The sequence below is a fragment of the Pseudomonas sp. Root401 genome, assembly GCF_001425105.1.
GTDB classification, from domain to species: domain Bacteria; phylum Pseudomonadota; class Gammaproteobacteria; order Pseudomonadales; family Pseudomonadaceae; genus Aquipseudomonas; species Aquipseudomonas brassicacearum.
The window spans coordinates 409,404-429,245 of sequence record NZ_LMDO01000012.1; the positions used below are offsets into that span (position 1 = coordinate 409,404).

Consider the following 19,842-nt stretch of genomic DNA (forward strand, 5'->3'; position numbering starts at 1 on the left):
CGCGGCAAGCTCGGTCCAACCCACATTCATGGAATGTCCAGGAGGGTCCGATGGTGCAGTTGTGTTCAATCGAACAGGCGGTGGATGACGTGCTCGAGCGCCTGCCCGCGCATATTCATCTCGGCATGCCCCTGGGGCTGGGCAAACCCAACCTGTTCGCCAACGCGCTGTACCGGCGCATCGCACAACTGCCCGAGCGACAGCTGACGATCTACACGGCCTTGAGCCTGGGCCGGCCAAACCTGGGCGACGGTCTGCAGAAGCGCTTCCTCGAACCCTTTGTCGAACGGGTCTTCGGTGATTACCCCGAGCTGGATTACCTGGCCGATCTGCATCACGACAGCCTGCCGGTCAACATACGGGTCGAGCAGTTCTTCATGCAGCCCGGCAGTCTGCTGCACAGCGCGTCGGCCCAGCAGAACTATGTCAGCAGCAACTACAGCCATGCAGCCCGGGACATCAACGCCGCCGGCTTGAACCTGGTGGCGCAACTGGTGGCGAGCGATCCTGAGCATCCGGATCGCCTGAGCCTGAGCTGCAACCCGGACATCACCCTCGACCTGCTGCCGATGATCGCCAAGCGGCGCGCGGCCGGAGAGACCATCCTTCTGGTCGGCCAGGTGCACAACGATTTGCCGTACATGCCGGGCGACGCGGAAGTCGGTATCGACGCTTTCGACCTGTTGATCGACGAGAAGGACAGCCACACGTTGTTTTCCACGCCGAACATGCCGGTGGGCTTCCAGGACCATCTGATCGGCCTGCACGCCAGTACCCTGGTGCGCGATGGCGGGACGCTGCAGATCGGCATCGGCGCCATGGGCGATGCATTGACGGCGGCGCTGCTGGCGCGCCAGGCCGATAATGCCGGTTACCAGGCGTTGCTGGCGGACCTGAACCTTAGCCAGTGGGCGCAACTGATCGAGCGCGAGGGCGGGGTCGAGCCGTTTGCCAAAGGGCTGTACGGTTGCAGTGAGATGTTCGTCAACGGTTTGCTGGTGCTGGCCGAGGCCGGAATCATCCGGCGCAAGGTCTACCCCGACGTTCCGACCCAGGAACGGGCCAACGCCGGCACCCTCGACGAGGCCGCGCAACCTGACGGCATCTGCATACACGGCGGATTTTTCCTCGGGCCGCGCAGTTTTTATGAACGCCTGCGCGAGTTGCCGCCAAGCCGTCTGCTCGAATTCAACATGACGCGCATCAGTTACATCAACGAGCTGTACGGCCAGGAACAGCTCAAGCGCCTGCAGCGCCTCGACGCCCGTTTCATCAACACGGTCTTCACCATGACCCTGATGGGGGCCGGGGTGGCCGATCAGTTGGCAGACGGGCGGGTGCTCAGCGGCGTGGGCGGGCAGTACAACTTCGTTGCCCAGGCGCATGCGCTGGAGGGCGGACGCTCGATCCTGCTGCTGCGCAGTTGGCGTGAGGCCGGGGGCGAGATCAGCTCGAACATCGTCTGGGAATACGGTCATTGCACGATTCCCCGGCATCTGCGCGACATCGTGGTGACCGAGTACGGCATTGCCGACCTGCGAGGCAAGACTGACGCCGCGGTGATCGAGGCGTTGCTGAACATCAGCGATTCACGCTTCCAGCCCGGGTTGATCGAGCAGGCGCAAAGTGCCGGCAAGTTGCCGAAGGATTTCCGCCTCGACCCGCGCTTCGCCGACAACACATCGGAACGCTTGCAGGCGATCCAGGCACGCCATCCGAACCTGTTTCCCGAATACCCCCTGGGGTGTGATTTCGACGAGGTCGAGCGGGACCTGTTGCGGGCGCTGAACTGGCTCAAGAGCAAGTTCAAACTCACCGAGATCCTGGAATTGGGCAAGGCCGCGCTCGATGCGCCGGAGCCATGGGAGTTTGCCGGGCATCTGGAACGGATGCAGCTGGCCAGCCCTGAAGGGCTGAAGGAAGAGTTGTTTCAACGGTTGTTGCTGGCGGGGCTTAAGGCTACTGCGCCTTAGCAGCGTGCACATTCCACTGTGGGAGCGAGCCTGCTCGCGATAGCGGAGCGTCTGTCAGACACATTGGTGTAACAGACGCTCCGCTATCGCGAGCAGGCTCGCTCCCACAGGATTGAAATGGATGGTCAGTCGATGAAGGTCACGACCCCACCCGCCAGCGACTGCACCCGGGCCAACGACTCGACGCGATAGCCCTGGGCATCCAGTTCCGCACGGCCGCCCTGGAATGACTTCTCGATCACGATTCCCAGCCCGGCGACGGTGGCGCCGGCCTGCTTGATGATGGAGATCAGCGCCTGGGAGGCTTTGCCGTTGGCCAGGAAATCATCGATGATCAGCACCCGGTCGCTGCTGGTCAGGTGACGCGGGCTGATGGCGACGGTGCTTTCGGTTTTCTTGGTGAACGAATACACGGTGGCCGACAGCAGGTTTTCCGTCAGGGTCAGGGACTGTTGCTTGCGGGCGAAGATCACCGGTACGCCCAGGTTCAGCCCGGTCATGATCGCCGGGGCAATCCCAGAGGCTTCGATGGTGACGATCTTGGTGATGCCCGAGTCCTTGAACAGCGCGGCAAATTCGTCGCCGATCAGCTTCATCAACTGTGGGTCGATCTGATGGTTCAGGAAGGCGTCGACTTTCAGGACCTGGTCGGACAGCACGATGCCTTGTTCACGAATTTTCTGGTGCAGGGCTTCCATGAAGCCTCCTCTGATGACGCGTTCAGCGCCTGAAGTCGATGAAAAAAGTAAGTGATTCTAGCGCTTCAACATCGCGCGTATATCGGCCAGGGCACTGTTGCCGCGAACGACTTTGACTTCCGTCGGCGTGTCGTCGTTGCCTTCCCAGGCCAGGTCGTCCGGCGGCAGTTCATCGAGAAAGCGGCTGGGGGCGCAGTCGATCACTTCGCCGTATTGCTTGCGCTTGGCGGCGAAGGTGAAGGCCAGCGTCTGACGGGCCCGGGTAATCCCGACGTACGCCAGGCGCCGTTCTTCCTCAATGGTGTCGGCCTCGATGCTGGAGCGGTGCGGCAGGATTTCTTCTTCCATGCCCATGATGAACACGTAGGGGAATTCCAGGCCCTTGGAGGCGTGCAGCGTCATCATCTGCACACCTTCGGCGCCGTCTTCCTCTTCCTGCTGGCGTTCGAGCATGTCGCGCAGCACGAGTTTGCCGATGGCGTCCTCGACCGTCATGTCGCCGTCTTCGTCTTTTTCCAGGGTGTTCTTCAACGCCTCGATCAGGAACCAGACGTTGCTCATGCGGTAGTCGGCAGCCTTGTCGCTGGAGCTGTTGGTGCGCAGCCAGTTCTCGTAGTCGATGTCCATCACCATGCTGCGCAGTGCCGAAATCGGATCTTCCCCGGCGCACTGTTCGCGAACCTTGTCCATGAAGCGCTTGAAGCGCGCCAGGCGGTCGGTGAAGCGGCTGTCCAGATGTTCGCCCAGGCCGATTTCATCGGTGGCGGCGTACATCGAGATCTTGCGTTCGGTGGCGTAGTTGCCGAGTTTTTCCAGGGTGGTCGAGCCGATTTCCCGGCGCGGCACATTGATCACCCGCAGGAAGGCGTTGTCGTCGTCCGGGTTCACGATCAGGCGGAAGTAAGCCATCAGGTCCTTCACTTCCTGGCGTCCGAAAAAGCTGTTGCCCCCCGACAGGCGATAAGGGATCTGGTGATGCTGCAGTTTCAGCTCGATCAGCTTGGCCTGGTAGTTGCCGCGGTACAGGATCGCAAAATCGCTGTACGGCCGGTCGGTGCGCAGGTGCAGGCTGAGGATTTCCATGGCCACGCGCTCGGCTTCGGCGTCTTCGTTGCGGCAACGGATCACGCGGATCTCGTCGCCGTGACCCATCTCGCTCCACAGTTGTTTTTCGAACTCGTGGGGGTTGTTGGAAATCAGCACGTTGGCGCAGCGCAGGATGCGGCTGGTGGAGCGGTAGTTCTGCTCCAGCATCACTACTTTGAGCGACGGATAGTCTTCCTTGAGCAACATCAGGTTTTCCGGCCGCGCGCCGCGCCAGGCATAGATCGATTGGTCGTCGTCGCCTACCACGGTGAACTGGTTGCGCGTACCGATCAGCAGCTTCACCAGCAAGTACTGGCTGGCGTTGGTGTCCTGGTATTCGTCGACGAGCAGGTAGCGGACCTTGTTCTGCCATTTTTCGAGAATGTCGGCGTGGTCCTGGAACAGCTTGACCGGCAACAGGATCAGGTCGTCGAAGTCCACCGCGTTGAACGCCTTGAGCGTGCGCTGGTAGTGGGTGTAGACGATGGCGGCGGTCTGTTCCTTGGGGTTGCGGGCGTTTTCCAGGGCCTCGGGCGGCAGGATCAGGTCGTTTTTCCAGGCGCCGATCATGTTCTTGATCTCATCCACGCCGTCGTCGCCCGAGTATTCCTTCTGCATGATGTCGGTCATCAGGGCCTTGACGTCGGTCTCGTCGAAAATCGAGAAGCCCGGTTTGTAGCCCAGCCGCGCGTGTTCCTTGCGGATGATGTTCAGGCCCAGGTTGTGGAAGGTGCAGACCGTCAGGCCGCGGCCTTCACCGGCGCGCAGCAGGCCGCCGACCCGTTCCTTCATTTCCCGGGCGGCTTTGTTGGTGAAGGTCATGGCGACGATGTACTGGGCGCGGATGCCACAGTTCTGGATCAGATGCGCGATCTTTCGGGTGATTACGCTGGTCTTGCCGGAGCCTGCACCGGCGAGCACCAAAAGAGGGCCGCCGACATAGTTCACGGCTTCTTGCTGCCGGGGATTGAGTCGGGACATGACAGAGTCAGGGAGTCGTTTGCGAAATGGGCCGGCATTTTAACAGGCTCAGAGAATTGTGCTGCTCTGTCCGACTTGTGACGCACAGCGCATTGTCATTTGCCGCTTCTGCTACTTTCACGCAGGATGTGGGGCCAATTGCGTCCAGCGCAGGATTTGGAGTGGAAAAAAACCACCAAAACCGCGTATTTGAGAACCATTGGCATTGGTCATTGCCCATCGGCACGTCATAATGCCCGGCGCCTACCACCTTGCAGAGTCTAGGGAGTCAGCTTGTCAACGCCTGTCGAACCCTTGCGTTTGCTGTTATTGGCCCAAGAGCCTGCGTGGTCAGCAATATTGCGCGAGTGCCTGGCGCCCTTGGGGCCCTCGGTCGTGTTGATCAGCGCCCCGAACTGGGAGTCAGTCAGCAGCCTGTTCGAAGATAATCGCAACGCGGTGTTGCTGACCGTTGCGGCGTTGCAGCCGGCGCCGGGCCGTTGCAGCCTGCCGACGATCCTGTTGCTTGAGCACGAGCCGGCGGTTGCCCCCGACGGTGTCAGTGACTGGTTGGTGCGTGATGTCCTCGACAGCGCGACCCTGCGTCGTTGCCTGCGCCATGTGCGCGAACGCGGCGTGTTGGAAAACACCTTGCAGCGCCTCGCCGAACAGGACCCATTGACGGGGATCGCCAATCGCCAGGGTTTCCAGACGCTGCTGGCGGCGCGCCTGGCGGAAAACGACGGCCGTGGCCTGGCGCTCGGTCACCTGGACCTGGACAACTTTCGTCACGCCAACGACGCCCTCGGCCATCAGGCCGGTGACCGCTTGATTCTGCAAGTGGTGTCGCGGCTCAAAAGCTCGCTCGAGGCCGGCGATCAATTGGCGCGGTTGGGCAGTGATGAATTCGCCCTGTTGATCGACACCCGCCGCGCACCACAGCGGGCCGAGTGGATGGCCGAGCGTATTACCGAAGCCTTGGCCGAACCCTATTGGGTGGACGGTGAAAGCCTGCTGATCGGCTGCAGCCTGGGGGTTGCCCACGCTCGCGCCCAGGCCGGCGCCGATCCGCTGATGTGGCACGCCCACATCGCCATGCAGCAGGCCAAGAGCACCCAGGGCTGCACCTTTCATATCTTCAACGAGCGCATCAATCGCAATGCCCGCAGCCTCGCCGACCTGGAAAGCGAACTGCGCCGGGCACTGCGCCGTGACGAGTTGGAACTGCATTACCAGCCACGGCTGAACCTCGATGGCGGCCACATTGTCGGCCTCGAAGCGCTGGTGCGCTGGCGTCACGGCGAACGTGGCTTGCTGCCACCGAGTGAGTTCGTGCCGCTGGCCGAACAGAGCGGCCTGATCGTGCCGCTGGGCTACTGGGTGATTTCCCGGGCGCTGCGGGACATGCAGGCCCTGCGCGAGCGGGGGCTGGCGCCGTTGCACATGGCGGTCAACCTGTCGTTCCGGCAGTTTCAGGACAGCCAGTTGCTGCCGACCTTGAGTCGGCTGATTGCCGAGCGGGGTGTCGAGGCGCAATGGCTGGAGTTCGAACTCACCGAAACCGCCGTCATGCGCCGCAGCGAGCTGGTCAAGCAGACCATGGATGCCCTGGGCCGCCTGGGGGTGCGCTTCTCCCTGGACGACTTCGGCACCGGCTTCTCCTCGTTCGTGCACCTCAACAGCCTGCCGATCGCCTTGCTCAAGATCGACAAGAGCTTCGTCGGTGGCATGGAGCAGCGCGAAGAGAACCGCAAACTGGTGCACGCGATGATCAACCTGGCGCACAACCTCAACCTGGAAGTGGTGGCCGAAGGTGTGGAAACCCAGGAACAACTGGATCTGCTACGCGGCTTCGGTTGCGACCAGGTGCAGGGGTTCCTGATCAGCAAGCCGTTGCCGTTGCCGGAGTTGGTTGAGTACTTGACCTTCGAGGGTGATCAGCAATCGATGCTGGAAATCAGCTGACACAAAACCCTGTGGGAGCGAGCTTGCTCGCGATGGCGATAGATCTGTCCCACTTAGTTTGACTGACACTCCGCTATCGCGAGCTAGCTCGCTCCCACAGGGGCATATCTCAATCGGCCTGGATGGCCTCGAAACGCTGCCGTCCGGGCTCACTGCGAATCATCCGCTTCATCTTCCATTCAAACGCCGCTGTCAGGCTCACGGCCGCGCAGGCCAGCCCCAGGGCCAGGCCCCACCAGACGCCAGTCGGCCCCCAGTTCAGGTGGAACGCCATCCACCACGCCGCCGGCGCGCCGATCAGCCAATAGCAACCCAGCCCCACCAGGAAGGTGGTCTTGGCGTCCTTGAGCCCGCGAATGCAGCCCATGGCGATGGTTTGCGTGCCATCGAACAGCTCGAACCACGCCGCTACGGCCAGCAGGCTCACGGCCAGGTTGATCACCTCGCGAAACGCCGGGTCGTCGTGGTCCAGGAACAAGCCGATCAATTGATGGGGCAGCAGCCAGAACACCATGGCGAACGCCAGCATGGCAGCCGCGCCAAAGCCAATCCCGACCCGACCGGCCAGGCGTGCCATCAGCAGTTGCCCGGCACCGTAGTGCTGGCCGATGCGCATGGTGATGGCGTAGGACATCCCGGCCGGCACCATGAACGCCACCGAGACGATTTGCAGCGCGATCTGGTGGGCTGCCAACGGCGTGCTGCCCATGGTGCCCATGCACAGCGCGGCGAACGCAAACAGCCCGACCTCCACCGCGTAGGTGCCGCCAATCGGCAGGCCCAGGCGCCACAGTTCCTTGAGGTACTGGCGATTGGGCCGCGACAGGCCGTCGAGCAATGGATAGGCACGGTAGGCCGGGTGCCGATGGATATGCCAGGCCAGCGCCAGGGCCATGCAGTTGGCAACGATGGCCGTGACCAGGCCGATCCCCATCAAGCCGAGTTTCGGCAGGCCGAACATACCGGTGATGAGCGCGTAGTTGAGCAGGAAGTTGGCCACCGTGCCGCCGAGGCTGATCACCATGACCGGTGTAGCCCGGCCGATGGCGCTGGTGAAACCGCGCAGGGCCATGAAGCTCAAGTAGCCGGGCAGGGCGAACGGCAGCGCCAGCAGGAACTGTCCGGCGGACAGCACGTTGGTTTCGGTCTGGCCGAACATCAGCAGCACCGGCTTGAGGTTCCACAGCAGCAACCCGGCCATCAGCGCCATCAGCCAGGCCAGCCATAAACCGGCCTGGGTCAACCGGGTGGCGCCTTCGACATCGCCTGCGCCCTGGCGGATCGCGACCAGGGTGCCCACCGCAGCGATCACGCCGATGCAGAAGATCGACACGAACGAATAGGTGGCCGCCCCAAGCCCACCGCCGGCCAGGGCTTCGGGGCTCAGGCGCGCCATCATCACGGTGTCGGTGAGCACCATCAGCATGTGCGCCAACTGCGAGGCAATCAACGGCCCCGCCAGCCGCAGGATGGCCCAGAGTTCGGTACGCACCGGATGCCGCATGATCATCACGCTCCATCTTCAAACAAGGCAGTAAAGCAACGATTCTCGGCGCTCTCGGCGGATTGCACAAAGGGATAAAAAAGATCGCTGGCATGATTAAAACTCATGCTGGAGGCGTTTCTGGTAGGGTTTGCAAACAACGCCATGGAGCTTTTGCGATGTCTCGTCGTCTTCCTCCTCTTTATGCGCTGCGGGCATTCGAAGCCGCGGCGCGCTACAGCTCGTTCACCCGCGCCGCTGAAGAGCTGTCGATCACCCAGAGCGCCGTCAGCCGGCACATTCGCACGCTGGAAGATCACTTTGCCTGTCGGCTGTTCCTGCGCAGCGGCCGCAACCTGCAATTGACCGAGGCAGCGCGGTTGCTGTTGCCGGGCGTACGTGAGGGCTTCATGGCACTGGAGCGGGCCTGCCACACCTTGCATGGCGAGGATGGCATTTTGCGCATGAAGGCGCCTTCCACGCTGACCATGCGCTGGTTGTTGGCGCGCTTGAGTCGCTTCCGGCATTTGCAGCCCGGCAACGAGGTACAACTGACCAGTGCCTGGATGGACATCGATTCGGTGGACTTCAACGTCGAACCCTTCGATTGCGCCGTCTTGCTCGGCAACGGGCATTTTCCGGCGGACTGGGAAGCCAGTCTGCTGTTTCCCGAGGAATTGATCCCGGTGGGCGCGCCGAACCTGTTGAACGACCAGCCCTGGGATGTGGCGCGGTTGGCCAGTGCGGAGCTGCTGCACCCCACGCCCGATCGCCGGGACTGGCGCAATTGGCTGCAACGCATGGGGCTGTCCGACAAGGTCTCGCTCAAGGGGGGGCAGGTGTTCGATACCCTGGAGCTGGGCATGATCGCGGCGGCACGTGGCTATGGGGTCTCCATGGGCGACCTGTTGATGGTGGCCGAGGATGTCGCCCAGGGACGCCTGAGCCTGCCATGGCCGACGGCTGTCGCCAGCGGTGAACACTATTACCTGGTCTGGCCGAAAACCCGGCCGGGAGGTGAACGTTTGCGCCGGCTCAGCGACTTCCTCCAGGGTGAGGTGAAGGCCATGCAATTACCCGACGTGCAGCGTCTGGGCTGAAACGTTGCAGTTGGCGTGATAGCCACTTGACATTAATCCTTCCAAGCCGCTCAAGTATTTGGTTTTGCCGCCGACTCCGTGAAGATGGAACCTTCGTTCAGAAAGGCCAACTTACACCTCACCCGAATAAAATGCCGAGCGTGCGAGCGTGATCAGGATGATCCGGTCTCTCGGCCAGGAGCCGTCATGTCTCAACCCCGTGCCCGGATCGCCTCACAGCTAGGCCTTGCCCTCGCTGTGATATTGGCGGTCGTGATCTCCGGCAGTACCGTCTTCGCCCTGCGTTCGCTGGACGCTGCCAACCTTGCCACCCGTGAAGAACACCTGGCCAGCGAAGCGCGTCTGATGGCCGATCAGCTCAATACGTTCCACAGCACCTTGCGCGAGAGCACGCAGCGGTTGGCTGGTCTGTTCGAAAAGCGCTTCAGCGCGGGCCTGACCGTGCATCCGGACCAGCCGGTGACGGTGGCGGGCGTACAAACCCCAGGCTTGAGCCTGGGCAGCGAAGTGTTGAACAACAACTTCAAGGAAGTGGATGACTTCAAAACGATGACCGCCGGGGTTGCCACGGTTTTCGTGCGCAGTGGCGACGATTTCATCCGCGTCAGTACCTCAGTCAGCAAGCAGGACGGTACGCGGGCCATTGGTACCGTGCTCGACCGCGCCGGCCCTGCCTATGGTCCGGTGATCAGCGGACAGAGCTACATTGGCCGAGCCTTGCTGTTCGGACGCTTCTACATGTCGCAGTACACGCCTGTACGCGACAGCAGCGGCAAGATCATTGCCGTGTTGTATGTAGGCTTCGACTACACCGACGCGCAGAACGCGCAGTTCGAGAACCTCAAGCGCTTCCGCATTGGCCAGACCGGTTCCCTGGCGCTGCTGGACGAACAAAACAAATGGTTGGTACCGCCGGCCGGCGTGCAGGCGCTGGACAACGCTACCGCGGCCATCACGGGTCTGATCAAAAAACCGGGCAAGGGCGCGTTCTGGACAGATACCGCCGAAGATTTCTACAGCGTTGCCGTACCGTTCGAAGGTGGGCCGTGGGCGGTGGTGGCGAGCATGCCTAAGACCGAAATTCGCGCCGTGACCTGGAGCGTCGGTACGCAACTGGCCATTGGTAGCCTGCTGGCTATGTTGTTGGCGGTCGGCTCGGCGATGTGGTTGCTGCGCAGCAAGCTGGCACCGCTCGGCGATCTGGTACGCCAGGCCGAAGCCTTGGGCGCCGGTGACCTGAGCGTGCGCCTGAACGTGTCGAGCCATGATGAGATCGGTCAGTTGGCCCGTGCCTTCAACCAGATGAGCCAGGCCTTGTCGACCATGGTCGAGCACATCCGCAAGGCCTCCCAGGAGGTCAACAGCCGTGCCCAGGCGCTGTCCGGGTTGTCCAGCGGAGCGTATGAAGGCATGGAGCAGCAATCCGGTGAAATCACCAGCATGGCCGGCGCAGTGGAAGAGTTTAGTGCAACCTCGTTGAACATTGCCGACAACATGGGCAACACCGAGCGCCTGGCCCAGGAAAACGCCCAGCAGACCCGCATTGGCCGGACCTCGATGGACGAAGCATCGTCGTCACTGGAACAAATTGCCGGCGCGCTGAACAGCACCGCCACGGTCATCAATACCTTGGGCCAGCGTTCCCAGGAAATCGGCGGCATCGTGGGCGTCATTACCTCGATCGCCGAGCAGACCAACCTGCTGGCCTTGAACGCCGCCATCGAAGCGGCCCGTGCAGGCGAGCAGGGCCGTGGTTTCGCCGTGGTGGCCGATGAAGTTCGCAGCCTGGCTTCCCGCACTCGCCAGGCCACTGACGAAATTTCCGGCATGATCAACAGCATCCAGCAGGAAACCGGCAATGCCATCAGCACGATGGAGCAGGGCAACCTGTTGATGCAGGAAGGCCTGTCGCGCAACGCCAACGTGGCCACGGCCCTGGCGCGCATCGACGAGCAGAGCCGCTCGGCGGGCCAGCAGTTTGCGGCGATCACCACCGCCACCCAGGAACAAAGCAGCACCGCGACCCTGCTCAGCAGCAACCTGCAAAGCATCGCCATGGCCAACAGCGAACAGCGCCAGGTGGTCTCGAACCTGGCACTCACTGCCAAGGAACTGGAAAAACTGGCCCAGGACCTGCGCCAAGAGGTTGATCGGTTCCGCTGAGGCTTCTGCAACCCGCGCGAGCAAGCTCCCCCCCGAGATTAGTGTGGGAGCGAGCTTGCTCGCGAAGGCGGCTCTCCAGCCACATCTCTGCTCACTGACCCACCGCTATCGCGAGCAGGCTCGCTCCCACAAGGAATTGCGGTGATCCCACTTCTGACGCCCGCCGGGAATCAGTGTGGGAGCGAGCTTGCTCGCGATGACAGCCGCCCAGGCAACATCATCTCAATCTGATCCACTGCTATCCGAGCAAGCTCGCTCCCACAAAAGCTGCCATCCGGTGGTCGTTCCTTTTTTAAGGATATTGCTGTTTTTAAGCTTGCTGAAACGTTTCTTCAAGTCTATAAAAACCGCACAACTCCAATAAAAGGTCGTGACCATGACTCCGCTCAAACTCCTCGTTACCCTTGGCGCCCTGGGCGCTACCTCCCATGCGATGGCTTGGGACTACGTCCTGCTGGATACGGATAAATCCGCTCAGCCCTGGCAAATCACCAGCCAGCAACTGGGCGTGAAGACCGGCAAACCCTTTTCCGTGACGATGCGCACCCTGCACGGCGGCCGGCAGGAAGGCGTCAGCATCATCGACATCGACAATGGCACCCTGAAACTTTCGGTCGTCCCGACCCGTGGCATGAACGTGCTACAGGCTTCGGTCGGGAATGTGCGCATGGGTTGGGATTCGCCCGTCAAGGAAGTGGTCAATCCGGCGTTCATCGAACTCAACGGCCGAGGCGGGCTGGGCTGGCTCGAAGGGTTCAACGAGCTGGTCACCCGTTGCGGCTACGAGTGGGTCGGCCACCCCGGCATGGACAACGGTGAGCTGCTGACCCTGCATGGTCGCGCCGCCAATATTCCCGCCAACAAAGTCACCCTGCACATTGATGAAAAACCGCCCTACGCCATCACCCTGCGGGGCGAGTTGAAGGAGCAGGCGTTCAAGAAGGTCGACTTCTCGGTGCAGACCGAACTGGTCACCGAGCCCGGCAGCGTGACGTTCGCGCTCAGCGATACGCTGACCAACAACGGCGATTATCCGAAGGAATACCAAGCGCTCTACCACAGCAACTTCAGCACGCCGTTCCTGGAGCAGGGCGCTCGTTTCGCGGCACCGGTCAAGCAGGTTTCGCCGTTCAACGACAAGGCCAAGGGCGATTTGTCCGACTGGCAAACCTACCGGGGCCCGACCAAGGATTACGATGAAACCGTCTACAACGTCGTGCCATACGCTGATGCCAAGGGCGACACCCTCACCGTGCTGCACAACAAGGCCGGTAGCCTCGGTGTGTCGGTAGGCTTCAACACCAGCACGCTTCCGGTGTTCTCCCTGTGGAAAAACACCGATACCCAGGGGCAGGGCTACGTGACCGGGCTGGAGCCAGGCACCAGTTTTTCCTATAACCGCCGGTATCAGCGCCCTCTGGGTCTGGTTCCTACCATCGCGCCGAAAGAGCACAAGCAGTTCCAGATCCACTACAGCCTGTTGGCGGACAAGGGCGCTGTGGATAAGGCGCTCAAGCGCATCGACGCCATCCAGAACGATCAGAAAACCGAAGTCCGGGAAACACCGTTGGTTGACCTGAGCAAACCATGACGGGGTTCAAGCCGTAGTCGGCCGATACTGCAACGCTTCGGCCAGGTGTTCGCGACGGATGCTCCCCGCTTGCTCCAGGTCTGCCAGCGTCCTGGCGACCTTGAGCAAGCGATGGGCAGCACGCAGCGACAGGGTCAGCCGCTCGCAGGCGGTTTCCAGCCAGGTCTCATCGGTTGTGGATAACTTGCAGTGTTGGCGCAACCCCGGCAGATCGAGGAAGGCGTTGGCGCAGCCTTGGCGCTTGTGCTGACGCTCCCGGGCCTCGGCCACCTGCTCGGCGACCGTGGCTGTATCGTCCCCGGTTTCGCGCTTGGGGTTTAACGCCGTGGCTTCCCGGGCGACGGTCAAGTGCAGGTCGATACGGTCCAGCAGCGGCCCGGAGAGTTTGTTGCGGTAGCGCTGCACCATGTCCGGTGTACAACAGCAGCGGCCGCTGGGCTCGCCAAGATATCCACAGGGGCAGGGATTCATTGCCGCCACCAACTGGAAACGCGCCGGGAAGCGTACTCGGTCACGGGCGCGAGAAACCACGATGTGCCCGGACTCCAGCGGCTCTCTCAAGACTTCCAGTACCCTGCGGTCGAATTCCGGCAGCTCATCGAGAAACAGCACGCCATGGTGGGCGAGGGTGATCTCCCCTGGCTGCGGCTTTGACCCGCCACCCACCAGCGCCGGGCCGGAAGCCGAGTGGTGTGGCTGGCGAAACGGGCGTTGCGGCCAATGGCTCAACGGCACGCAACTGGCCACCGACTGGATGGCCGCGACCTCCAGGGCCTCGCTCTCGGCCAGGGGTGGCAACAGCCCTGGCAAACGGCTCGCCAGCAGGGTCTTACCGGTGCCCGGTGGCCCGCTGAACAACAGGTTATGAGCCCCCGCGGCGGCAATCAGCAAGGCCCGCTTGGCCCCGGCCTGGCCTTGGACTTCGTTCAGGTCGGGGTAGGGCTTGCTCGCCGAAAGCAGCCCGTTGGAAACGAAAGGCTCGACCGGCGTGTGACCGTTGAAGTGCGCTACCGCTTCGAGCAGATGGTCCACGGCGATCACCTTCAGCCCCGAGGCCAGGCAGGCCTCCTCGGCATTGGCCCGCGGCACCACCAGCATGCGCCCGGCCTTGCGCGCCGCCAGCGCCGCGGGCAATACCCCACGCACCGGTCGCACCGCGCCGGACAACGCCAGCTCACCCAGGCATTCCACGTCATCCAGCGTCAGGGTTGGCACCTGCACGCTGGCTGACAGGATCCCCAAGGCAATGGCCAGGTCGAAGCGGCCGCCGTCCTTGGGCAGGTCTGCCGGCGCCAGGTTCAGGGTAATGCGCCGTGCCGGGAAATTCAGCCCCGAATTGATGATCGCACTGCGCACCCGATCCTTGCTTTCCTTCACCGCCGCCTCCGGCAGGCCAACCATCGTCAGCGACGGCAAGCCATTGGCCAGGTGGACTTCAACGGTAACGGCAGGAGCCTCGACCCCTACTTGGGCGCGGCTGTGGACAATGGCAAGCGACATGAATCGTTCCTTGAGTGAATGAGGCGCCGCGTCCTGCGGCTCTGGAAGGTTAGTCGTGGGGGATGAGCTTGGGCGGGGAAATTGAAAGGGGAAATTTTGGCAGGATGTTGCGGCGTGCTGAGCAGCCTGAGTTTTGGCTAAAGAAGGCGAATGGCATGATGCCATTAAAGCCCCGGTTCTCTTCTACACTCCTAGAACTTAAAGGGAGGGGGTCGCATGAAGCTCTTGACGTGGCTGATAACAATTATTGTGCTGGCGGGGTGTGCAGGTCATAAAGGAACCGATTACCAGAATGCCAAATTGCACATGCTTTACATTGATGGGGATGGAAACCTCATTGATCCAAACAAAAAAACAATCATCGGAGAACGAGGCGATCTGAAGAAAACAAAAGCAGATGAGAAGGCGTATCTTGAAAGTATCCTGCAGAACTATCTAGCGCTCCGGAGCAAGGATAAAAAATTAAGAATTACCTTGTTCATACACGGCGGTTTGAATAATTTCTCTACCGCGGTTGACCGTCCTGGAAGAATGGTCGATGACATGCTCGCCGATCATCAATACCCTATCTTTATTGCTTGGAATTCCGATTTCTGGCCTAACTATGCTGATCATCTATTTAGAATTCGAAAAGGGTTGAACAGGCCGGTACTGGGTGCGCTGACCTCGCCCGTAGTGTTGGTTGAGGATTTAGGACGATCCTTGGTCAGGGTTCCATCTTCGCTATACAAGGAAGTTTCAGACCCTGTCGCGGTTTCCAAAAGCGTCAATAGCGTTGATGAGGCGGATTACCAAAGAAGAGTTGATAAGCTCGACGACATGGGATTCCAGATAAGTAATTCGCCGCCCCATGTCGGTGTTCGCAGTGATTACTACACCGTATGGAATCCAGTCAAGCTGGGGATGGCCCCCTTGGTCGACGGCTTTGGAACCGGAGCATGGGATGGGATGCTTCGTCGTACTGATTTGGTGTTGACTAAAAATATCGCGTTTGAAGGCGATTTAATCACCGAACCAGATAAAGAGTTCAAGGGGCCGGTTCGCTCTGCTGATACAGCCGTTACGGCACTGCTCCATCGTTTGGAGAAAAAGGGTGATCAACAGGGGGGCTCATATTCTGTTGATGGGAGTGAGATAAACATTGTTGGCCATAGTATGGGGGCGATTGTCGCGGTTAATATGCTTGCCAGACATCCGGATCTCAACGTGAATAACCTGGTGTTCATGGGCGCTGCTGCGCGGGTAAAAGAAGTCGAGAACGTCGTTGTGCCTTGGTTGATAACAAGGCCTGAAGTGGACTTCTGGAATTTGAGCCTGGATCCGTACAGAGAGATTGGTGAGAATTTCTTTTATGACTTCATGCCGCGTGGAAGTCTCTTGAACTGGATTGACTATACGTTTGGCGAAGTCAATTCATTCAAAGACCGAACGGCCGGGTCGTGGTGGAATATGACGCGGTTGGCTGAAGACATTTTTCCTGATGCCCAGATTGTCGATGACGTGGCGTGTTACAGACCGCTGCGCAATAGGGTGCATTTAACTCGCTTCCCTATAGACAATCACGGTAAGTGGCCACAGAAACATGGAGAGTTTGCTGACTATAAATTCTGGCGGGAGGGCTATTGGATGGCTGCGTCTGCGGTGAAGCTGGACAGGCCATAGAGGTTCACGGTAGCCAATGTGAAAGAGTGCGGAGCGTTAAGGCGCTCCGCGCTTACTCCGCACAAGTTCCTTGGCATCTCTGCTGACAATGTCTTCAGTTTGTGGACTTCTACGCTTTCTTCACTATCACGGGGGCCTCCAAAAAGTCCCGCCGGCGGGCAAATTGTCCGAGACCAGCCCTCTGCTAGACTCCGATTTGCCCAGTCGGCACTTGGCGGTATCAACGGCACAGCGAGGAAGTGGCCATGAACGATCTGCTGGCGCTGTTAACCGACAAGCGCTTCATGCCCCACGGGCATCGCTACATGTGGCGTCCGGATCTGCTATGGACCAATGTGATCGCCGATGGCTTGATCGCCCTGTCCTACGTCACCATCCCCTTCACCCTCCTGTACTTTATCCACAAGCGCAAGGACGTGCCGTTCGACTGGATGCTCGCGGCATTTGGCGTGTTTATCCTGGCCTGCGGGACCAGCCATGTGATGGAGATCCTGACCATCTGGCAGCCGTATTACTGGTTGATGGCGCTGGTCAAGGTAATCACCGCGATTGCCTCGGTGATTACCGCCATCCTGTTGGTCCGGCTGGTGCCGGCGGCCCTGAAGATCCCCAGCCCGCAGCAATTGGCCAAGGTCAACGACGAGTTGCGCGAGGCCCAGGCTGAACTGGTCACCACCGCGCGCCGCGCCGGCATGGCGGAGATCGCTACCAATGTGCTGCACAACGTGGGCAATGTGCTCAACAGCGTCAATGTGTCAGCCCAGGTCCTCTACGAGAAGGTGCACACCTCCAAGGGGCCAGGGGTGGCCAAGGTTGCCCAGTTGATGAAGGAGCATCCCGATGACCTCGGTGACTTCATCAGCAGCGATCCGAAAGGGCGCGCGCTACCGGACTATCTCGACAAGCTGGCCGACGCGCTGGCCGTCGAGCAGCAGGGCATGATCGCCGAGTTGGCACAGTTGACCCGCCGAATCGATCACATCAAGGAAATCGTCGCCACTCAGCAATCCTACGCCGGCAACGCCAGCGTGCTGGAGCCGGGCTCGTTGCGTGAGCTGGTCGAGGATGTCGTGCGCATTTGCGATGTGTCCCTGGCCCGTCACCACATCACGCTGATCAAGGAGTTCAGCGATGTTCCGCAAATGCCGCTGGACAAGCATCGAGTGCTGCAGATCCTGGTCAATCTGATCAACAACGCCAAGCAGGCGCTGGATGCGGGGGCGAACCGGCCGCCGCAGATCATCCTGCGCCTGAAGGTCGTTGACGAGGGGCGCGTGCGAGTCGAGGTCGAGGACAATGGCGAGGGGATATCGCAGGACAACCTTGCACGGGTGTTCGAGCACGGTTTCACCACGCGTGTCGACGGCCACGGTTTTGGCCTGCACAGCTGCATTCTGGCTGCGCACGAGATGGGCGGCGATCTGACCGTGCAGAGCGCCGGGCCGGGCAGGGGCGCGCTATTTATTCTGGTGCTGCCGCTGGCTTCGACTCCGGACCGAGTGGTTGAGCAGTCGGCATGAAGTCTGTCTCACGAAAGTCCAATTCATTCGTTTTACACCGACCAGACTCTAGAGCGAGGTCCGATCAGCGAGGCGGAGAAGCTTGATGTCGTCGAGAAACTCCGATGAGCACAGGTCGCAGAGCAATACCAGCGCCACAATTTATGAAGTTAACATCGCGACCACCTCCACTTGTTGACCTTTTCGAGATAGTTAGACCGATAGGGCCCTCCGCCAATCCTACCCAGCGTGCAAAACACCTCCCCAGCCCCAGGCGAGTAAGGAAGTTGTCTGCTAAAAATAACTCAGACGAAATTTCTCTGCTCCCTGAAATAGGAGAGGCGCATGCCGGAAATAACTTTGACAACTGCTGATACAAGCGGATGGACAAACTGCGTCAGACGCGATTTGCCTGAACGGTCGATTAGCCGATTGATACCCGATGGCGAGCGGAGCAATAGGCCGCTGGAGCCTCCCGGGGCGCTGGACGGAAATTATTGGAAAAGCAGCGGGGTCCCCGCCATTCGCAATCTGCACTACACGTACGTCGATACGATGTTTTCGCGCGTTGAGCAAAACGACGTTCTATGGTCAGACTCGGCATCCTGGTGCACGATGCTTTCTGTATGGTCGCCAGGAAAAGCAGGACTGGCGCATATCCCGCCCAGCCCGCTTGTCAGGGAAGAGGTTGATAAACTACTCGACAGTTTTCATACCATTCCCACCGAAATTCACATGGTGACCATGCCGGTACATCGCGACAGGGCTGACGGCTTTGCAATGGTGCGTCAATGCGTCATGAACTACTACGGGCACAACTACGCCGGTATCAAGGTTTTCCTGATCACTGGGTACAAGGGGAAGGAGTGGGAGCAGCGGCACCAGATTGGAGTGGACCCAAGGAGTGGCGCGTTTCCGGTTTTCAACTGAGCCAACTCGAAGCGCCGTACCAGTGGTTACTTGCAGAATTATTTCGCTCCGGCCACGTAAACAATCACCGTCACAGCCATCCCGAGCATGCCGCGGCTGATGTGTTCGTCAAGTAAGGTGGTCACCAGCGCCAGACCCCAAAACGGCTGCAGCAACTTAAAACATCGCTGCTCTCGGCAGTTCTACGGGGACACTCGTTATTCGATAGGTGGACTCATCTTTGCCTCAAGCTCGGCAACCTTGGCCTCCAGGCTTTCGAGCCGCGCCCGGGTCCGGGCCAGCACAACCATCTGGCTGTCGAATTCTTCCCGGCTTACCAGGTCCAGCTTGCTGAAGCCGCTTTGCAGCAGGGCTTTGAACTGGCTCTCGATTTCACTTTTGGGCAGTGGCGTGTCACCGCTCAAGATACGGGAGGCGTGGCCGCTCAGGGCGTCGAGGAGGTCTTTTGGCGCAAGCATGTGCAGGTGTCCTGAAAACAATGGCGGGCAGTGTATCACGCAGTGTCTATAGTCAATTCGCAAGCAAGGGATGCACGCTTTTCGCGCATGAGGCCGGGCGTCGCTGCACTGTTGTTGTGCGTATCGCTGCGGTTCATGGCGCAGTGCACGTCGAGCAGGTGGCCAAGAGACTGAAATCAGAGGGTTTGGGTGCAGATGGCAAGGTTTCTGCTTAGAGGCTGATGACCCATGCACTGATGCAGTCGCTGTGACGAATGCAGTGCAGCAGGCGGAACGGGGAGTTTCGTCAGGATCGGTTAACTGGCACCTGTCGGGCAACTTGGGCCGACGACGCGTTACAAAGCCAGGCACTGCGCTTAGACTTGAGTCGGGTTTGTTTTCCTGGGGCAAGTCCACCAATTCGGGAGAAAGTTTCATGAAGCTAGTCACTGCCATCATCAAGCCGTTCAAGTTGGACGACGTGCGCGAGTCGTTGTCCGAGATCGGCGTGCAGGGCATTACCGTTACTGAGGTCAAAGGCTTCGGTCGGCAGAAAGGTCACACCGAGCTGTATCGCGGCGCGGAATACGTGGTCGATTTCCTGCCCAAGGTGAAGATCGATGTCGCCATTGACGACAAGGATCTTGACCGGGTGATCGAGGCAATCACCAAGGCCGCCAACACCGGCAAGATCGGTGACGGGAAGATCTTTGTGGTCAATCTGGAACAGGCTATCCGCATCCGTACCGGCGAAACCGATACCGACGCCATCTAAGCCGCCAAACCCAACGCCCC

At 60.3% G+C, this 19,842-nt stretch carries 14 protein-coding genes and 1 pseudogene; 10 read left to right on the plus strand and 5 right to left on the minus strand.

The window, feature by feature from the left end:
* Positions 1 to 50: 50 nt before the first annotated feature.
* A complete protein-coding gene (locus tag ASC85_RS11760) occupies positions 51 to 1,973 on the plus strand; it encodes an acetyl-CoA hydrolase/transferase C-terminal domain-containing protein (RefSeq protein ID WP_057449436.1) in 1,923 nt (640 codons plus the stop codon).
* Positions 1,974 to 2,098: 125 nt separating this feature from the next.
* Here ASC85_RS11760 and ASC85_RS11765 read toward each other — a convergent pair whose 3' ends face one another.
* Both ASC85_RS11765 and rep read right to left on the minus strand, forming a co-directional pair.
* A complete protein-coding gene (locus ASC85_RS11765) occupies positions 2,099 to 2,671 on the minus strand; it encodes a xanthine phosphoribosyltransferase (RefSeq protein ID WP_014340844.1) in 573 nt (190 codons plus the stop codon).
* 57 nt (positions 2,672 to 2,728) lie between these two features.
* Positions 2,729 to 4,738, minus strand: coding sequence for a DNA helicase Rep (rep, locus tag ASC85_RS11770; RefSeq protein ID WP_013694550.1), 2,010 nt, complete (start codon positions 4,736 to 4,738; stop codon positions 2,729 to 2,731).
* Positions 4,739 to 5,011: 273 nt separating this feature from the next.
* Between rep and ASC85_RS11775 the strand changes: the two genes are divergently transcribed.
* Complete coding sequence (locus tag ASC85_RS11775) at positions 5,012 to 6,682, plus strand: putative bifunctional diguanylate cyclase/phosphodiesterase (RefSeq protein WP_057449437.1); 1,671 nt, start codon at positions 5,012 to 5,014, stop codon at positions 6,680 to 6,682.
* A 109-nt stretch (positions 6,683 to 6,791) separates the two neighbouring features.
* Here ASC85_RS11775 and ASC85_RS11780 read toward each other — a convergent pair whose 3' ends face one another.
* A complete protein-coding gene (locus ASC85_RS11780; protein ID WP_057449584.1) occupies positions 6,792 to 8,186 on the minus strand; it encodes a NorM family multidrug efflux MATE transporter in 1,395 nt (464 codons plus the stop codon).
* Positions 8,187 to 8,344: 158 nt separating this feature from the next.
* On the opposite strand from ASC85_RS11780, the gene ASC85_RS11785 reads away from it, so the two are divergent.
* From ASC85_RS11785 to ASC85_RS11795, 4 genes and pseudogenes are all read left to right on the plus strand, one after another.
* A complete protein-coding gene (locus ASC85_RS11785; protein ID WP_003206829.1) occupies positions 8,345 to 9,265 on the plus strand; it encodes a LysR substrate-binding domain-containing protein in 921 nt (306 codons plus the stop codon).
* A 345-nt stretch (positions 9,266 to 9,610) separates the two neighbouring features.
* Positions 9,611 to 10,525: pseudogene (locus ASC85_RS33800) on the plus strand (Cache 3/Cache 2 fusion domain-containing protein); the annotation flags it as partial.
* Positions 10,526 to 10,705: 180 nt separating this feature from the next.
* Positions 10,706 to 11,428: a methyl-accepting chemotaxis protein gene (locus tag ASC85_RS33805; protein ID WP_431496259.1), complete on the plus strand. Its 723-nt coding sequence runs from the start codon at positions 10,706 to 10,708 to the stop codon at positions 11,426 to 11,428.
* Between the two features lie 376 nt (positions 11,429 to 11,804).
* Complete coding sequence (locus ASC85_RS11795; RefSeq protein WP_057449439.1) at positions 11,805 to 13,019, plus strand: aldose 1-epimerase family protein; 1,215 nt, start codon at positions 11,805 to 11,807, stop codon at positions 13,017 to 13,019.
* A gap of 6 nt (positions 13,020 to 13,025) precedes the next feature.
* Here ASC85_RS11795 and ASC85_RS11800 read toward each other — a convergent pair whose 3' ends face one another.
* A complete protein-coding gene (locus tag ASC85_RS11800) occupies positions 13,026 to 14,519 on the minus strand; it encodes a YifB family Mg chelatase-like AAA ATPase (protein WP_057449440.1) in 1,494 nt (497 codons plus the stop codon).
* A 216-nt stretch (positions 14,520 to 14,735) separates the two neighbouring features.
* Here ASC85_RS11800 and ASC85_RS11805 point away from each other — a divergent pair, with 216 nt between their 5' ends.
* The 3 genes from ASC85_RS11805 (at position 14,736) to ASC85_RS11815 (ending at position 18,610) form a co-directional block, all read left to right on the plus strand.
* Positions 14,736 to 16,181, plus strand: coding sequence for an alpha/beta fold hydrolase (locus tag ASC85_RS11805; protein WP_057449441.1), 1,446 nt, complete (start codon positions 14,736 to 14,738; stop codon positions 16,179 to 16,181).
* A 245-nt stretch (positions 16,182 to 16,426) separates the two neighbouring features.
* Positions 16,427 to 17,701, plus strand: a complete 1,275-nt coding sequence (locus ASC85_RS11810; protein ID WP_057449442.1) for a sensor histidine kinase — start codon at positions 16,427 to 16,429, stop codon at positions 17,699 to 17,701.
* Between the two features lie 324 nt (positions 17,702 to 18,025).
* Positions 18,026 to 18,610 (plus strand): hypothetical protein, encoded by a 585-nt coding sequence (locus ASC85_RS11815; RefSeq protein WP_057449443.1) that lies wholly within the window; start codon positions 18,026 to 18,028, stop codon positions 18,608 to 18,610.
* A gap of 197 nt (positions 18,611 to 18,807) precedes the next feature.
* Here the strand turns inward: ASC85_RS11815 and ASC85_RS11820 are convergent, their stop codons facing one another.
* On the minus strand, positions 18,808 to 19,068 hold the full coding sequence (locus ASC85_RS11820; RefSeq protein ID WP_003206819.1) for an accessory factor UbiK family protein: 261 nt from the start codon (positions 19,066 to 19,068) through the stop codon (positions 18,808 to 18,810).
* A gap of 415 nt (positions 19,069 to 19,483) precedes the next feature.
* Here ASC85_RS11820 and glnK point away from each other — a divergent pair, with 415 nt between their 5' ends.
* Positions 19,484 to 19,822, plus strand: a complete 339-nt coding sequence (gene glnK / locus ASC85_RS11825; RefSeq protein ID WP_002555808.1) for a P-II family nitrogen regulator — start codon at positions 19,484 to 19,486, stop codon at positions 19,820 to 19,822.
* Positions 19,823 to 19,842 lie beyond the last annotated feature (20 nt).

Bases quoted from the DNA above. Each gene is read 5' to 3' on its own strand.
- ASC85_RS11760 (WP_057449436.1), top strand. From the start codon at position 51: ATGGTGCAGTTGTGTTCAATCGAACAGGCGGTGGATGACGTGCTCGAG.
- ASC85_RS11765 (WP_014340844.1), bottom strand. From the start codon at position 2,671: ATGGAAGCCCTGCACCAGAAAATTCGTGAACAAGGCATCGTGCTGTCC.
- rep (WP_013694550.1), bottom strand. From the start codon at position 4,738: ATGTCCCGACTCAATCCCCGGCAGCAAGAAGCCGTGAACTATGTCGGC.
- ASC85_RS11780 (WP_057449584.1), bottom strand. From the start codon at position 8,186: ATGCGGCATCCGGTGCGTACCGAACTCTGGGCCATCCTGCGGCTGGCG.
- ASC85_RS11785 (WP_003206829.1), top strand. From the start codon at position 8,345: ATGTCTCGTCGTCTTCCTCCTCTTTATGCGCTGCGGGCATTCGAAGCC.
- ASC85_RS33805 (WP_431496259.1), top strand. From the start codon at position 10,706: ATGGCCGGCGCAGTGGAAGAGTTTAGTGCAACCTCGTTGAACATTGCC.
- ASC85_RS11795 (WP_057449439.1), top strand. From the start codon at position 11,805: ATGACTCCGCTCAAACTCCTCGTTACCCTTGGCGCCCTGGGCGCTACC.
- ASC85_RS11800 (WP_057449440.1), bottom strand. From the start codon at position 14,519: ATGTCGCTTGCCATTGTCCACAGCCGCGCCCAAGTAGGGGTCGAGGCT.
- ASC85_RS11805 (WP_057449441.1), top strand. From the start codon at position 14,736: ATGAAGCTCTTGACGTGGCTGATAACAATTATTGTGCTGGCGGGGTGT.
- ASC85_RS11810 (WP_057449442.1), top strand. From the start codon at position 16,427: ATGAACGATCTGCTGGCGCTGTTAACCGACAAGCGCTTCATGCCCCAC.
- ASC85_RS11815 (WP_057449443.1), top strand. From the start codon at position 18,026: ATGCCGGAAATAACTTTGACAACTGCTGATACAAGCGGATGGACAAAC.
- ASC85_RS11820 (WP_003206819.1), bottom strand. From the start codon at position 19,068: ATGCTTGCGCCAAAAGACCTCCTCGACGCCCTGAGCGGCCACGCCTCC.
- glnK (WP_002555808.1), top strand. From the start codon at position 19,484: ATGAAGCTAGTCACTGCCATCATCAAGCCGTTCAAGTTGGACGACGTG.